Origin of the sequence: Streptomyces sp. AM8-1-1 (assembly GCF_032229325.1) — a bacterium.
Lineage (GTDB): Bacteria > Actinomycetota > Actinomycetes > Streptomycetales > Streptomycetaceae > Streptomyces > Streptomyces achmelvichensis.
This window is the reverse complement of sequence record NZ_CP135086.1, coordinates 2,508,317-2,521,945: the sequence shown is the minus strand read 5'-3', so window position 1 is coordinate 2,521,945 and position 13,629 is coordinate 2,508,317. Positions and strand designations below refer to the sequence as shown.

Here is a 13,629-nt window from a genome sequence, read left to right as displayed (position 1 = left end):
TGGGTCTTAACCGGACCTTAAGGCAGACTTAAGTGGCGTCCGCCCGCTGCGCTCGGTGATCATTCGCCGACCGTGCGTCAGTGCAGCTCAGGCAGGGTGAATGCACCCGTATGTCGCCGGAGTCATATGCCATGTGGTCTTTTCGGAATGCCTCGTTCCTGGGGTTCCATTCCGCGGGAACAGCCACGCGGGCCGCCTGTTGCGGCCATGATGGGAGCATGGCGGGCCTCGAAGGTGTGGAACACATGCGGCAGCGCGGCAGTGCCACCGCAGCGCGTTGGATGCCTGTGAGTGAGGGCGAACAGACCCTCGAAGTCATCGAGTTGTTCGGTGACCCCACCGAGGAAGAGGTCCGGCTCCCCTCGCGCCCCGAGTCCGCCGCCACCGCGCGCCGGCTGACCCAGTGCGTCGTGCTGCGCCAGTGGGCGCTCTCCGCCCAGACCGCGGAGCACGCCGTTTTACTGGTCTCGGAGCTTGTGGGGAACGCCGTGCGGCACACCGGCGCACGGGTCTTCGGTCTGCGGATGCTGCGCCGCCGCGGCTGGATCCGGATCGAGGTGCGTGACCCCTCGCGCGGGCTGCCCTGTCTGATGCCGGTCCAGGAGCTGGACACCAGCGGACGCGGCCTCTTCCTGGTCGACAAGCTCTCCGACCGCTGGGGCGTCGATCTGCTGCCGCGGGGCAAGACCACCTGGTTCGAGATGCGGGTGACGGACCGCCTCACCCCCTGACGCGGGGCCGCCCATCGGTGCGGCCCCCTTTTTTCGTGCCACCACGCAGAAACCCCCGTACGGCCGGGATGCGGCACGTCGGGGGCTTCTGCACGGCGCCGTAGAACGGGGGGGGTGTTTCCACGGCGTCCGAAGACGACCTGGCCCGGGTCAATGGGGGTCGTGTTCCCGACTATGGCAGATGGGCGACTCGATGCCAAAAACTCCTACTCCGGCATAACCAGTCAAATAAGGACGAACAAGAAGTGAATCATAGGTGAGGTGGGCCACCCGCCTGGTAAATGTCGAGTGAATGAGAGCTGGATCAGGTGTTTCACCGGCCACCCGGCCCCGTTCCTCCCTTGGGAGCGGGCCGGACGGGTGAGCCTTTCTGATGCAATCGTTATCTTTTGTCCGATGAGCACCTACTGTGCTTATTCGTGACCTTGATCGACCGTCGCGGCGCGCTGCGCGCAGGAGCGGGAGCGGCCGTGGCCGGCGCCCTCGCCACGGGCTGCGCCGACGGCGGTCCTCCCACGGCGCAGCCGGGGAAGCCCGAGAGTCCGGTACGGCCGGGCGAAGCCGGGAAGCCCGAACCGCCCGCCTCCCCCGCCCCGTCGTCACCCGGCACCCGTCCCGTCCCGGCCGCCCGCCGTTTTCCCGGGCAGCCCGCGCAGATCCGCAACGGCCCCCGCGACCGTGACCGGGTCGCCCTCACCTTCCACGGCCAGGGCGAGCCGGCCGTCACCCTGGCGGTGCTCGCCGAGGCCGAGCGGGCCGGGGCCCGGCTCACGGTGCTCGCCGTCGGCAGCTGGCTCGACCGGTACCCGGACCTGGCCCGCCGGATTCTCGACGGCGGGCACGACCTCGGCAACCACACCCAGCGCCATCTGAGCATCTCGGAGATGTCCGAGGCCGACGCCTACGCCGAGATCACCGGCTGTGCACAGCGGTTGCGCAGACTCACCGGATCGATCGGCACCTGGTTCCGCCCCTCCCGGGCCCAGTACGCCACCCCTCTGCTCGTCCGCCTCGCGCGCAGGGCGGGCTACCCGCACGTCCTCTCGTACGACGTCGACTCACTCGACTTCACCTCGCCGGGTGCGGCGGCCGTGACCCGCAATGTCACCGGGCAGATCCGGCCCGGCTCGGTGGTCAGCCTGCACCTGGGCTACCCGGACACGGTCGCCGCCCTCCCCGCCCTGCTCGCCGAACTCGACCGCCGCGGCCTGCACGCGGTCACCACCACGGAGCTGCTGAGCTGATGCACCCGAGACTCCCTGCCACCCGACGGGCCGGCGCGGTCGCCGCCGGCGCCCTCCTCGCCCTCCTCGCCGGCTGCGGCTCACCCGCCGGCCCGACGCGGGCCGACAGCAGCTCCACCGCGCCGCCGCCCCCCGCGCCGCCGAGGAAGGCCGTCCCGGCCGCCCTGCCCGGTATGCCGCCGGTGCTGAACCCGAAGGACGTCTACGCCGCGGACCGGCCGGGCATGTTCTCGCCGGCGGTCAAGGGCTTCCCCTCACGGATCTACGTCCCCAACACCAACTCCAACACCGTCTCGGTCATCGACCCCAGGACCTACAAGGTCGTCGACACCATCCCCGTCGGCAACCAGCCGCAGCACGTCGTCCCGTCCTGGGACCTGAAGACGCTGTGGGTCAACAACAACCGCGGCCACACGCTCACCCCGATCGACCCGGCCACCGGCGCGGCGGGCAAGCCGGTGGAGGTGCACGACCCGTACAACCTCTACTTCACGCCCAACGGCAAGTACGCCGTCGTGATGGCCTCGCTGGACCGTCAGCTCGTCTTCCGCGATCCGCACACGATGGCCCCGCTGAAGACCACGCCCGTCCCCTGCTACGGCGTCAACCACGCCGACTTCTCCGCCGACGGCCGCTACTTCATCGTCTCGTGCGAGTTCTCGGCCGAGCTGCTCAAGGTGGACACGGAGAGGATGGAGGTCATCGGCCGGCAGAAGCTGCCGTTCACCGGCGCGATGCCGCAGGACGTGAAGCTCTCCCCGGACGGCGAGACCTTCTACATCGCCGACATGGTGGCGCACGGCGTCTGGGTGCTGGACGGGGAGAAGTTCACCACGCCGGTGCTGCTGCCCACCGGCAAGGGCGCCCACGGTCTCTACATCAGCCGCGACTCCCGCGAGATGTACATCCCCAACCGCGGCGAGGGCTCCGTCTCGGTCTTCGACTTCGCGCGGAACCGGCTGACGAAGAAGTGGCGGCTGCCCGGCGGCGGCAGCCCCGACATGGGCGGTGTCTCGGCGGACGGCAAGGTCCTGTGGCTGTCCGGCCGTTACGACGCCGAGGTGTACGCGATCGACACCACGAGCGGCAAGCAGCTCGCCCGTATCCCCGTCGGCAGCGGGCCGCACGGGCTCGCCGTCTACCCGCAGCCCGGCCGCTACTCGCTCGGCCACACCGGCGTCTTCCGCTGACGCCGTCACCCGGCGCCGCCGCGCCCCGGTCCCGGCATCGCGCCGGGCACCGGGGCGCGCGCGTGTCACCACAGCACGGGCAGCCTCTCCGGCAGCCGCTTGATGAAGCCCGTACGCCACACCAACTGCTCCTCGGGTACGGCGAGCCGCATCCGCGGCAGCCGGGTCACGAGTACGGTCAGCGCGGTCTCCGCGTGCAGCCGGCCCAGCGCGGATGCGGGGCAGAAGTGCCGTCCGCCGCCGAAGGAGAGATGCGGGTTGGGCGTGCGCTCCAGGTCCAGACGGTCCGGGTCCTCGAAGACCTCCGGGTCGAAGTTGGCCCCTTCCACCAGGACGAGCACCAGCTCTCCCTTGCGGACGAGAACGTCACCGAGCGTCACGTCCTCCAGGGCGAGCCGCGGCAGTCCGTCGCCGATGGAGAGGTTCCACCGCAGCAGTTCGTCGACGGCGGGCCCCATCCGCTCCGGATGGTCCCGCAGGTACTCGATCAGCTCCGGCCGCTGCATCAGCGCGACGACGGCGAGCAGCAGAAAGGCGGAGGTGGAGACCGCGCCCGCGCCGAACAGTGACACGGCGACGGTGGCGAGCATCTCGTCGGTCAGATGCGCCGACTCCTCGTCCTCCCGCAGCGCCGCCAACCGGCCGAGCAGACCCGCGCGTTCCGCCTCCGGCACATTGAGCCGCTCGACCATGTAGTCGAGGTCCTTGTACCAGTTCAGTCCGGCCCCGTCGAAGGGCCGGGCGCTGGTCATGAACGCGATGTCGAGCCCGGACATCAGCCGCCGCCAGTCGCGGAACGGGACCCCGATCACCTTGCAGTGCAGCGCCGCCGAGAACGGGTCGGCGAAGGCGGCCCGCAGATCGACCGGCGGCCCCTCGGTGAGCAGCCCCTCGATCAGTTCGTCGGCCCGGGTGCGCAGCCAGCCGCGCAGCCCGTCGTCCGACCGCGGGTTGAGCGACCGCATCACCGCGCCGCGCAGCCCGGCGCTGTTGATGTTCCCCATGTTGTTGACGACTTCGGGCGGGATGGTGAGGGCGTACTGCCGCGGAGCGTCCGGCGACGCCGTCTCCTTCAGGCCGAAGCGGCAGTCCTCCAGAACCTGGCGGGCCAGCCCGTGGCTGCTCACCAGCCAGGCGTGGTCGCCGGTGAGGGTCCGCACCCGGGCCACCGGCGCCCCTTTCCGCAGTGCGGCGCACTCCGCGGGAAGCACGTCGCCCCGCCGGGAGAGCGGGAATTCAAGCTGCAGCTGTCCGGTGTCCATCGTCCGCGCTCCTCTCGGGTCCGTCCGGCCGTACGACGGCGTAGCCCTGGTTGCGGGCGGCGCGCAGACCGCCGCCCTTGCCGAAGAGCAGCTCGGTGAGCGGCATCAGCGCGTGGTAGCAGGAGACGGAGGAGGGGACGCCGAGAATCCCCGGGGTGTCGAGGAAGAAGGGGAGCTCGGCGGCGATGTAGTCCAGGCACGCGGAGCGCTGCTCGGGTGTGACGGCCCCGCCCTCGCCGATCCGGGAGGCCAGGAACTGCCGCACCATTCGGTCACAGCTCTTGCGGAACTCCTCGTCGGTGGCGAGGAAGTGGCGCACCCGCCGGTGCAGCAGCGCGTACACCGGATCGCCGGAGAACTCCGAGAGCGCCCGCACGCCGGTCCGCCGCCCCGGCGGGCCCGCTGCCTCCACGCCGCCGAGGATCCGCCGGCGTACCGCCTTGAGTTCCTTGGACGCGCGCCGGACGGCCTGCTCGGGGGCGTGGCCGAGAGCGGCGAAGACGGAGGCCACATGCAGATCGGCGTAGACGAAGTCCACCGCGGTGAAGCGCGGGGCCGCCCAGCGGGCGAGCTCGGTGATGCGCCGGGCGGAGAAGTAGCTGTTGCCGGGGGAGACCCCGATCAGGACATGGTCGCCCTCGTCCATGAGGAGACGGCAGTTGGGGGTGAAGGGGCGGGCCGTGAAGGATTCGGTTGTGATCGTCACTGATGACATCACCCTTGCGCCGCTTGTCCCTGGGAGCCCTGTGCTCCTGGTGTGGCGGCGACGCCATGAAGTTAGCCCCCGTCGGCGGAGAGTGACGAAGAGGGCCATGGGTTTGGCGGGATCCGCTCAGCACGGGACCGAAAAACATCTTCCGCTCTGCGGAATGCCGTGTGACGCCCTGTCAGTTGGCGGTCAGCAGCGCCTCGGAGCCGACCGGGCGGAAGCCGGCCGTCTGGAACGTCCGCACGCTGCGGGCGTTGCCGGGCGACTGCTGGGACCACACCAGCGAGTCCGGCACCAGATGGCGGGCGGCTCGCGCCAGCGCGACGCCCAGACCCCGTCCGCGGGCCTCCACGTCCACCTCGACGGCGCACTCCCAGCGGCCGGCGACCCCCCGGCCGAGCACCAGCACCCCGCCGTCCGTGGCCCACACCCGTACGCCGTCACGGACCTTCAGGGCCCGCGCCACCCGCGGGTGGTCGGGATCCTCGATCTCCCGCAACCGGACGTCCGGCCCGCCCGGCAGTGCGCCCGCCACCGTCACCAGGTCGATCGTGTTCGTGGAGCGGCCCGTCCGGGCCATCAGGGCGGCCAGGAACGACGGGTTCATCGCGGCCGCCAGCCGGTCGGCGTCGGTGGCCGCCAACTCGGCCCGCACCCACGCCGGATCCTCGTCGGTGAAGACCACCGAATGCGCGGTGAACGCCATCACCCCGGCGTCCCGCGCGCTCGGCTGCCGTATCACGCGGGTCTCTCCGTCCTGCGGAGGGAAGTCCCCCCGCGCGGCCGCGGCCAGTATCCGTGCCAGCTCGTCGCTCATGCGTCCATGGTCGGGGACGGCCGCCGGAACCGGTGAGGCGCCCTGCGGATAATCTGACCCACGTCAGTAATGCACCAAGAAGGGGTGGACCGGTGGCGGACATCGAGGAAGCACGCAAGGCGTTCGATCGCTACGACGCGGACGGCGACGGCTTCATCACTGCGGCCGAGTACAAGTCGGCCATGGCACAGATGGGTGACTGGAACGTCACCGAGCCGGTGGCCGAGGCCGTGATCGCCGCGCAGGACACCGACAAGGACAAGCTCCTGTCGTTCGACGAGTTCTGGGCCCACCTGAACAAGGCCTGACGCAGCGGACACACGCGCGGCCCCCGGCGGAGCGCCGGGGGCCGCACTGTGGTGCCGCGGTCGCGGCTCTCAGCACTCGATGATGTTCACCGCGAGTCCGCCGCGCGCGGTCTCCTTGTACTTCACCGACATGTCCGCGCCGGTCTCCTTCATGGTCTTGATGACCTTGTCGAGGGACACCTTGTGGCTGCCGTCGCCGCGCATCGCCATCTTGGCCGCCGTCACGGCCTTCACCGCGGCCATGCCGTTGCGCTCGATGCACGGGATCTGCACCAGGCCGCCGACCGGGTCGCAGGTCAGACCGAGGTTGTGCTCCATACCGATCTCCGCGGCGTTCTCGACCTGCTCGGGGCTGCCGCCGAGCACCTCCGCGAGCGCGCCCGCGGCCATCGAGCAGGCGGAGCCGACCTCGCCCTGGCAGCCGACCTCGGCGCCGGAGATGGAGGCGTTCTCCTTGAACAGCATGCCGATCGCGCCGGCGGAGAGCATGAAGCGGACGATGCCCTCCTCGTCCGCGCCGGGCACGAAGTTCATGTAGTAGTGCAGCACGGCGGGGATGATGCCCGCGGCGCCGTTGGTGGGCGCGGTGACGACCCGGCCGCCCGCCGCGTTCTCCTCGTTCACGGCCATCGCGTACAGAGTGATCCACTCCATCGCGCGGGCCAGCGGGTCACCCTCGGCCCGCAGCTGGCGGGCGGAGTTGGCGGCGCGGCGGCGGACCTTGAGGCCGCCCGGCAGAATGCCCTCGCGGGACATGCCGCGCGAGACGCAGGCCTGCATGACCCGCCAGATCTCCAGCAGACCCTCGCGGATCTCCTCCTCGGTGCGCCAGGCCTTCTCGTTCTCCAGCATCAGGGCGGAGATGGACAGGCCGGTCTCCTGGGTGAGCCGCAGCAGCTCGTCCCCGGTGCGGAAGGGGTACTTCAGCACGGTGTCGTCGAGCTTGATCCGGTCCTCGCCGACGGCGTCCTCGTCCACGACGAAGCCGCCGCCCACGGAGTAGTACGTCTTCTCCAGCAGGCTCGCGCCCTCGCTGTCGTACGCGAAGACCGTCATGCCGTTGGCGTGGTACGGCAGCGTCTTGCGGCGGTGCAGCACCAGGTGCTCGTCGAAGTCGAAGTCGATCTCCTGCACGCCGAGCAGCCGGAGCCGGCTCTCGGTGCGGATGCGCTCCACCTCGCCGTCAGCCGACTCGACGTCGACGGTGCGGGGCGAGTGGCCCTCCAGGCCGAGCAGGACGGCCTTGGGGGTGCCGTGGCCGTGGCCGGTGGCGCCGAGCGAGCCGAACAGCTCCGCCCGGACGGTGGCGGTCCGGTCCAGTACGCCCTCGTTCTTCAGACGGTGGGCGAACATACGGGCCGCGCGCATCGGGCCGACCGTGTGGGAGCTGGACGGGCCGATGCCGATCGAGAACAGGTCGAAGACCGAGATGGCCACGGGGTGACTCCTAGAACGTTGGTAGACGCCGTTGTCTGCCGGGGGTGGTGCGAGCAGGCGCGGAACAAGGCGGAACAAGGGGGAGGGCACCGCGCTCACAGCCCAGTGTGCGCGGTGCCCCGAGTTTCCTGTCAAAAAGAGTACGAAACTACTTCAGACCGGGGTACAGCGGGTGCTTCGCGGCCAGCTCGGAGACCCGGGCACGCAGGGCGTCGCTGTCGTACGACGGCTTCAGCGCCTCGGCGATGATGTCCGCCACCTCGCGGAAGTCGTCGTCCTGGAAGCCGCGGGTGGCCAGCGCCGGGGTGCCGATCCGCAGACCCGAGGTCACCATCGGCGGCCGCGGGTCGTTCGGGATCGCGTTGCGGTTGACCGTGATGCCCAGCTCGTGGAGCCGGTCCTCGGCCTGCTGGCCGTCGAGCTCGGAATTGCGCAGGTCCACCAGGACCAGGTGCACGTCCGTGCCGCCGGACAGGACCGAGACACCGTGCTCGGTCACATCGGCCTGGACGAGACGCTCGGCCAGGATGCGGGCGCCGTCCAGGGTGCGCTGCTGGCGCTCCTTGAACTCCTCACCGGCCGCGACCTTGAAGGAGACCGCCTTCGCCGCGATGACGTGCTCCAGCGGGCCGCCCTGCTGGCCGGGGAAGACCGCGGAGTTGATCTTCTTGGCGAGTTCCTGCGTCGACAGGATCACACCGCCGCGGGGTCCGCCCAGCGTCTTGTGCGTGGTGGTGGTGACCACATGGGCGTGCGGCACCGGGTTGGGGTGCAGCCCGGCGGCGACGAGGCCCGCGAAGTGCGCCATGTCGACCATCAGGTAGGCGCCGACCTCGTCCGCGATGCGGCGGAAGGCGGCGAAGTCCAGCTGACGCGGGTACGCGGACCAGCCGGCCACGATCAGCTGCGGCTTGGACTCCTTGGCGAGCTTCTCGACCTCGGCCATGTCGACCTGGCCGGTGGCGTCGACGTGGTACGGGACCACGTTGTAGAGCTTGCCGGAGAAGTTGATCTTCATGCCGTGGGTCAGGTGCCCGCCGTGCGCGAGGTTCAGACCCATGATCGTGTCGCCCGGCTTCAGCAGCGCGAACATCGCGGCCGCGTTCGCCTGGGCGCCCGAGTGGGGCTGGACGTTGGCGTGCTCGGCGCCGAAGAGCGCCTTGATGCGGTCGATGGCGATCTGCTCGACCACGTCGACGTGCTCACAGCCGCCGTAGTAGCGGCGGCCGGGGTAGCCCTCGGCGTACTTGTTGGTGAGGACCGAGCCCTGGGCCTCCATGACCGCGACCGGAGCGAAGTTCTCCGAGGCGATCATCTCGAGGGTGGACTGCTGACGGTGGAGCTCGGCGTCGACAGCAGCGGCGACGTCCGGGTCCAGTTCGTGAAGAGGGGTGTTCAGAATCGACATCGCGGAATCACAGTCCCTGTCGTGAGGGTGGTCAGTTGCCGGAGAACTCGGTGTACTCGTCCGCGGAGAGCAGATCCTTCGGCTCCTCCGAGACACGCACCTTGAAGAGCCAGCCGCCCTCGAAGGGGGCCGTGTTCACCAGCGACGGGTCGTTGACGACGTCCTCGTTGGTCTCCGTGACCTCACCGCTGACCGGGGAGTACAGGTCGCTGACGGACTTGGTCGACTCCAGCTCACCGCAGGTCTCGCCCGCGGTCACCGTGTCGCCGACGTCCGGGAGCTGTACGTACACCACGTCGCCGAGCGCGTTGGCCGCGTGCTCCGTGATGCCGACCGCCGACACGCCGTTCTCGGCGGCCGTCAGCCACTCGTGCTCCTTGCTGTAGCGCAGCTGCTGGGGGTTGCTCATGGCCTGAATTCTCCTGTACGCGGGGGAGTGCTGGGGAACGAGGGGGGAGTGCGGACGATCACTTCTGGCGCTTGTAGAACGGCAGCGCGACGACCTCGTACGGCTCATGGGTACCGCGGATGTCGACCCCGACACCCTCCGTGCCCGGCGCGGCGTGGGCCGCGTCCACATAGGCCATCGCGATCGGCTTGCCGAGCGTGGGGCTCGGGGCGCCCGAGGTGACCTCGCCGACGACCTGGCCGCCGGCGACCACGGACATCCCGGCGCGCGGCACCCGGCGGCCCTCGGCGATCAGGCCGACGAGCTTGCGCGGCGGCGCGGTCTCGGCCCGCTCGGCGGCGGCCTGAAGCGCCTGACGGCCGACGAAGTCGCCGTCCTTCTCGAACTTCACGACCCGGCCGAGGCCGGCGTCGAAGGGGGTGAGCGCCGTGGTCAGCTCGTGCCCGTACAGCGGCATGCCCGCCTCCAGGCGCAGCGTGTCGCGGCAGGAGAGTCCGCACGGGATCAGTCCGGCCGGGGCGCCCGCCTCGGTCAGCGCCTGCCACAGCTTCTCCGCGTACTGCGGCTGGACGAAGAGCTCGAAGCCGTCCTCGCCGGTGTAGCCGGTACGGGCGATCAGCGCCGGGACGCCGGCGACGGTGCCGGGCAGGCCCGCGTAGTACTTCAGCCCGTCGAGGTCGGCGTCGGTGAGCGACTGCAGGATGCCGGGCGACTGAGGGCCCTGGACCGCGATCAGCGCGTAGGCGTCGCGGTCGTCACGAACCTCGGCGTCGAAGCCCGCGGCGCGCTCGGTCAGCGCGTCCAGCACGATCTGGGCGTTGCCCGCGTTGGCGACGACCATGTACTCGGTGTCGGCGAGGCGGTAGACGATCAGGTCGTCGACGATGCCGCCGTCCTCCTGGCAGATCATCGTGTAGCGGGCACGGCCGGTGCCCACGGTGCCGATGTTGCCGACGAGCGCGTAGTTCAGCAGGTCCACGGCCTGCGGGCCGGTGACGGTGATCTCGCCCATGTGGGAGAGGTCGAAGAGGCCGGCGCGGGTGCGGACCGCGGTGTGCTCGTCGCGCTCACTGGCGTACCGCAGGGGCATGTCCCAGCCCGCGAAGTCGGTCATGGTCGCGCCCAGCGAGCGATGCAGGGCATCGAGGGCGGTGAGACGGGGGGAACTGGTCATGGATGTGACTCCCAGGGCATGGCCGGCGAGGACAATCCTCCCCATCTGTCATCGGAACCTGAGAGGTTCGTCCCGACCACGCGTACTGGTGGACGTGACTTGCACCTTGGGTGGAGCCACTCGAACGCGGCTCGCTTTTCAGATCTGCCTCATCACACGCGGTACGGGGCCTGAGAGATTCAAGGGAGGGACTTGCTCCTTCGGCGCCCGGCGCACACTGTGGCCAGGACTCTCCCGCGTGGATTCAAGCGGCCGGTATGCAGTTGGCGGGCACATCATTGCACGCATCGCGCCGAACGGCTTCCCCCCAGGCCGGAGGCCACGGGGACGGAGCGGACGGCTCCGAAGCTTTCTCGGGACGGCGCGGCGCTCCTCAGCGGCAAATCGACCTCGTCGCATTACCATTTCTTTACGCTCCATGGGCAAGTGTGTGGGGTGACCCGACAGGGGGAGGGTGATGACTTTGCAGCAGTCCGGTGCATATGCGACCGCCGCGGGAGTGCCTGCGCCGCCGCAGGCACCCACCCGAGAGGCCGGCGACGTCCTGAGGGCGGCGCCCGTGCTGCGTGACCTGCGGGACCGCGCGGGACGCAGCCCGCGCAGCCTGGGGTTCGCCGCGGGCGACGTCGTGGTGGTGTCCGGCCTGCCCGGCAGCGGGAAGTCCACGCTGATCAGGCGCGCGGCGAGCGGCCGGCGGATCGACTCCCAGGACACCCGGGACCGGTGGGACGCGAGGATGCCGAGGCTCCTCCCGTACGCCGTCTACCGGCCCTTCGTGCGCCTCGCGCACTACGCGGGCCTGCGCCGGGCCCTGCGCTCCGGCGAGAGCGTGGTCGTGCACGACTGCGGCACCCAGACCTGGGTGCGGCGCTGGCTGGGCCGGGAGGCGCGGCGCCGCGGCAGCGCGCTCCACCTCGTCCTCCTCGACGTCTCCCCGGGGATCGCCCGGCAGGGACAGCGCGAGCGGGGCCGTGGGGTGTCCGGGTACGCCTTCGCCCGGCACCAGCGTGCCGTGGGCCGGCTGATCGGCGACGCGGAGGCCGGGAAGCTGCCCGCCGGCTGTGCCTCGGCGGTGCTGCTCGACCGGGACGCGGCGACAGTGCTGTCACGGGTCGGTTTCGGCGAGGAGTGATCGCCCGGCCCCGTCCCCGGCCCGGCGGGCGCGCGCATTAGGGTCGGGGGAAGCACAGAGGAGAGCCGGGGGAGAGACCAGCACATGACCATTCCGGGACAGGCGCATCCGCATCCGTCCGGCGGCTGGCCGGCGAACGAGCTCGAAGAGGTGCTCGGCGCCTCGCTCGGCAACCCGGCCGCCGGGGGCCGGCTCGTGGAGGTCCTCGGCCGCAGCTTCCTCTGGGTCCCGCTCCCCAACGGCGGCGGCCCGGACAGTCCGAACCTCGATCTGCCCACCACCGAGATCGAGGGACAGGCGTATGTGCCGGTCTTCAGCTCCGAGCACCAGTTCCTGACCTGTGTGGGCAGCCATATGCCCTTCACCGTGGCGCCCGCGCGCGAGTTCGCCCGCGGGCTGCCCCCGCAGCTCGGCATCGCCGTCAACCCGGGCGGTGTCGTCGGCGCACCGCTGCCGCCGTCCGCCGTGGCGGAGCTCTGCCGGGCCGGACGGCACGAACCGGGCGACGCGCAGGCCGGCGCCGGGGGGCCGAGCGGCGGGCGGGTGCGGCTGTTCGAGCCGGACTGGCAGGAGGAGCCCGTCGACTTCCTGGCCGCCGCGGCCGGTGAGTTCCAGGAGTCCGGCGTCGTCGTCACCGCCCGGCGGGCGCTCGCGTCCATCGAGGGCGATCCGCCCACCCTGTTCATCGGTGTGCAGCTGTCCGGCTGGGACGCGGTCGGCAGCAACGCGCCCATGGACGCCCTCGGTCGGGCGCTCGGCCGGGTCCAGGTCGGCTGGCCGGTCAGCCTCGTCCTGCTGGACGTCGCCCAGGACCCCGTCGCCGACTGGATGCTGGCGCGGGTGCGGCCGTTCTACCAACGAGAGCACGTGTAGTCGTCAAGTCGGTGTCGAAACGGCCGATTAAGCTGGTTTCATGGCCTGCTGAATCGTGATGCGAAGAGGGGCGGAACCCAGAGTGAGTGCGTCAGGCACCGCGGCGGCCGGGCAGGTCGAGCACATGCTGCGCCAGGTGACTCCCGGACGCTACGACGCGTACGAGGCGCTGCTGAAGGCGCTGGCCGACCCGGCGAGCGGCCAGGTCTGGATGCTGCTCTGGCACGGCCGGGCGGGCTCGCCCGAGGCCCAGTACGGGAACATGGAGGTCGACGGCGTCGGCTACGCCCCCTGTGTCACCTCCGCCCAGGAGCTCGCCGTCTCCGGCTGGAACCGCGCGCACGAGGTCGTCGGCGGCCTCGACATCGCCCGCGCCCTCTACCCCGACCGCTGGGGCATCTGGCTCAATCCGCACGCCCCCGGCGGCGGTGTGGGCATCCCCTGGCCCGACCTCCGCAGGATCGCCACCGGTCTCGACCGGATGCCCGCGGGACCGCTGCGGCTGTCCGAGCCGGCCATCGAGATCCCGCAGTTCTACGCCCTGCTCTCGCAGAACGCCCACCGCACCCCGGCCGTCCGCTCGTTGCGCCGCGCCTGGGTGCAGCCCGCGCTCGGCGCTCCCTATCTGGCGATCGGGCTCGATCTGTACGACACGGGGCGGCAGTCGGTGGACGCGGTCCGCGCGATGATGCAGCAGTCGATCGCGGCCGTCCCGGAGGGACTGCCGGTGTCCACCGTCGCGATGTCCGACGAGTACGACCCCGTCACGATGTGGCTGCGGGCCAACTCCCGGCCGTTCTACGACCGTGATGCGCACGGCGCCCCCCAGGGCGGCGGTTACGGCTATCCGCCGCCTCACGGCCACTGAACCGACCGGCCTCGGCCGCTTTCCCACCACACCGCTCCAGAGGGCGAATTCGTCCTCTTTCCATGCC

General features: G+C 70.8%; 14 protein-coding genes and 1 riboswitch. Of the genes, 7 read left to right on the top strand and 7 right to left on the bottom strand.

What is annotated here, in order from left to right; all coding sequences use genetic code 11:
• Positions 1 to 218: 218 nt before the first annotated feature.
• The 3 genes from RPQ07_RS11270 (at position 219) to RPQ07_RS11260 (ending at position 3,165) form a co-directional block, all read left to right on the top strand.
• Entirely contained in the window at positions 219 to 731 is a 513-nt protein-coding gene (locus RPQ07_RS11270) for an ATP-binding protein (protein WP_313943972.1), read from the top strand.
• 419 nt (positions 732 to 1,150) lie between these two features.
• A complete protein-coding gene (locus RPQ07_RS11265; RefSeq protein ID WP_313943971.1) occupies positions 1,151 to 1,975 on the top strand; it encodes a polysaccharide deacetylase family protein in 825 nt (274 codons plus the stop codon).
• On the top strand, positions 1,975 to 3,165 hold the full coding sequence (locus RPQ07_RS11260; RefSeq protein WP_313943970.1) for a hypothetical protein: 1,191 nt from the start codon (positions 1,975 to 1,977) through the stop codon (positions 3,163 to 3,165). The genes RPQ07_RS11265 and RPQ07_RS11260 overlap by 1 nt, the downstream gene beginning before the upstream one ends.
• Before the next feature lie 65 nt (positions 3,166 to 3,230).
• Here the strand turns inward: RPQ07_RS11260 and RPQ07_RS11255 are convergent, their stop codons facing one another.
• The 3 genes from RPQ07_RS11255 to RPQ07_RS11245 form a co-directional block, all read right to left on the bottom strand.
• Entirely contained in the window at positions 3,231 to 4,427 is a 1,197-nt protein-coding gene (locus RPQ07_RS11255) for a cytochrome P450 (RefSeq protein WP_313943969.1), read from the bottom strand.
• Positions 4,402 to 5,142: a tRNA-dependent cyclodipeptide synthase gene (locus tag RPQ07_RS11250; protein ID WP_413777726.1), complete on the bottom strand. Its 741-nt coding sequence runs from the start codon at positions 5,140 to 5,142 to the stop codon at positions 4,402 to 4,404. Before RPQ07_RS11250 ends, RPQ07_RS11255 begins: the two co-directional genes overlap by 26 nt.
• Positions 5,143 to 5,314: 172 nt before the next feature.
• Positions 5,315 to 5,953, bottom strand: a complete 639-nt coding sequence (locus RPQ07_RS11245) for a GNAT family N-acetyltransferase (RefSeq protein WP_313943967.1) — start codon at positions 5,951 to 5,953, stop codon at positions 5,315 to 5,317.
• Positions 5,954 to 6,045: 92 nt separating this feature from the next.
• Between RPQ07_RS11245 and RPQ07_RS11240 the strand changes: the two genes are divergently transcribed.
• Positions 6,046 to 6,261, top strand: coding sequence for an EF-hand domain-containing protein (locus RPQ07_RS11240; protein WP_313943966.1), 216 nt, complete (start codon positions 6,046 to 6,048; stop codon positions 6,259 to 6,261).
• 69 nt (positions 6,262 to 6,330) lie between these two features.
• Here RPQ07_RS11240 and RPQ07_RS11235 read toward each other — a convergent pair whose 3' ends face one another.
• The 4 genes from RPQ07_RS11235 to gcvT all read right to left on the bottom strand — a co-directional run bounded on the left by RPQ07_RS11235 (position 6,331) and on the right by gcvT (position 10,689).
• Positions 6,331 to 7,698 carry an L-serine ammonia-lyase gene (locus RPQ07_RS11235; RefSeq protein WP_313943965.1) on the bottom strand — a complete coding sequence of 456 codons (1,368 nt, stop codon included), beginning with the start codon at positions 7,696 to 7,698 and terminating at the stop codon, positions 6,331 to 6,333.
• A gap of 148 nt (positions 7,699 to 7,846) precedes the next feature.
• Positions 7,847 to 9,106 (bottom strand): serine hydroxymethyltransferase, encoded by a 1,260-nt coding sequence (gene glyA, locus RPQ07_RS11230; protein ID WP_313943964.1) that lies wholly within the window; start codon positions 9,104 to 9,106, stop codon positions 7,847 to 7,849.
• A 31-nt stretch (positions 9,107 to 9,137) separates the two neighbouring features.
• A complete protein-coding gene (gcvH, locus tag RPQ07_RS11225) occupies positions 9,138 to 9,515 on the bottom strand; it encodes a glycine cleavage system protein GcvH (protein WP_313943963.1) in 378 nt (125 codons plus the stop codon).
• Positions 9,516 to 9,573: 58 nt separating this feature from the next.
• On the bottom strand, positions 9,574 to 10,689 hold the full coding sequence (gene gcvT / locus RPQ07_RS11220; RefSeq protein ID WP_313943962.1) for a glycine cleavage system aminomethyltransferase GcvT: 1,116 nt from the start codon (positions 10,687 to 10,689) through the stop codon (positions 9,574 to 9,576).
• A gap of 149 nt (positions 10,690 to 10,838) precedes the next feature.
• Positions 10,839 to 10,936: riboswitch (glycine riboswitch) on the bottom strand.
• A gap of 210 nt (positions 10,937 to 11,146) precedes the next feature.
• On the opposite strand from gcvT, the gene RPQ07_RS11215 reads away from it, so the two are divergent.
• From RPQ07_RS11215 to RPQ07_RS11205, 3 genes are all read left to right on the top strand, one after another.
• Positions 11,147 to 11,821 (top strand): AAA family ATPase, encoded by a 675-nt coding sequence (locus tag RPQ07_RS11215; protein WP_313943961.1) that lies wholly within the window; start codon positions 11,147 to 11,149, stop codon positions 11,819 to 11,821.
• A gap of 84 nt (positions 11,822 to 11,905) precedes the next feature.
• Entirely contained in the window at positions 11,906 to 12,694 is a 789-nt protein-coding gene (locus tag RPQ07_RS11210) for an enhanced serine sensitivity protein SseB (protein WP_313943960.1), read from the top strand.
• A gap of 82 nt (positions 12,695 to 12,776) precedes the next feature.
• Positions 12,777 to 13,562, top strand: coding sequence for an enhanced serine sensitivity protein SseB C-terminal domain-containing protein (locus tag RPQ07_RS11205; RefSeq protein ID WP_313943959.1), 786 nt, complete (start codon positions 12,777 to 12,779; stop codon positions 13,560 to 13,562).
• Positions 13,563 to 13,629: the final 67 nt, after the last annotated feature.

Bases quoted from the DNA above. Each gene is read 5' to 3' on its own strand.
- RPQ07_RS11270 (WP_313943972.1), top strand. From the start codon at position 219: ATGGCGGGCCTCGAAGGTGTGGAACACATGCGGCAGCGCGGCAGTGCC.
- gcvH (WP_313943963.1), bottom strand. From the start codon at position 9,515: ATGAGCAACCCCCAGCAGCTGCGCTACAGCAAGGAGCACGAGTGGCTG.
- gcvT (WP_313943962.1), bottom strand. From the start codon at position 10,689: ATGACCAGTTCCCCCCGTCTCACCGCCCTCGATGCCCTGCATCGCTCG.
- RPQ07_RS11260 (WP_313943970.1), top strand. From the start codon at position 1,975: ATGCACCCGAGACTCCCTGCCACCCGACGGGCCGGCGCGGTCGCCGCC.
- RPQ07_RS11210 (WP_313943960.1), top strand. From the start codon at position 11,906: ATGACCATTCCGGGACAGGCGCATCCGCATCCGTCCGGCGGCTGGCCG.
- RPQ07_RS11250 (WP_413777726.1), bottom strand. From the start codon at position 5,142: ATGTCATCAGTGACGATCACAACCGAATCCTTCACGGCCCGCCCCTTC.
- glyA (WP_313943964.1), bottom strand. From the start codon at position 9,106: ATGTCGATTCTGAACACCCCTCTTCACGAACTGGACCCGGACGTCGCC.
- RPQ07_RS11215 (WP_313943961.1), top strand. From the start codon at position 11,147: ATGACTTTGCAGCAGTCCGGTGCATATGCGACCGCCGCGGGAGTGCCT.
- RPQ07_RS11245 (WP_313943967.1), bottom strand. From the start codon at position 5,953: ATGAGCGACGAGCTGGCACGGATACTGGCCGCGGCCGCGCGGGGGGAC.
- RPQ07_RS11255 (WP_313943969.1), bottom strand. From the start codon at position 4,427: ATGGACACCGGACAGCTGCAGCTTGAATTCCCGCTCTCCCGGCGGGGC.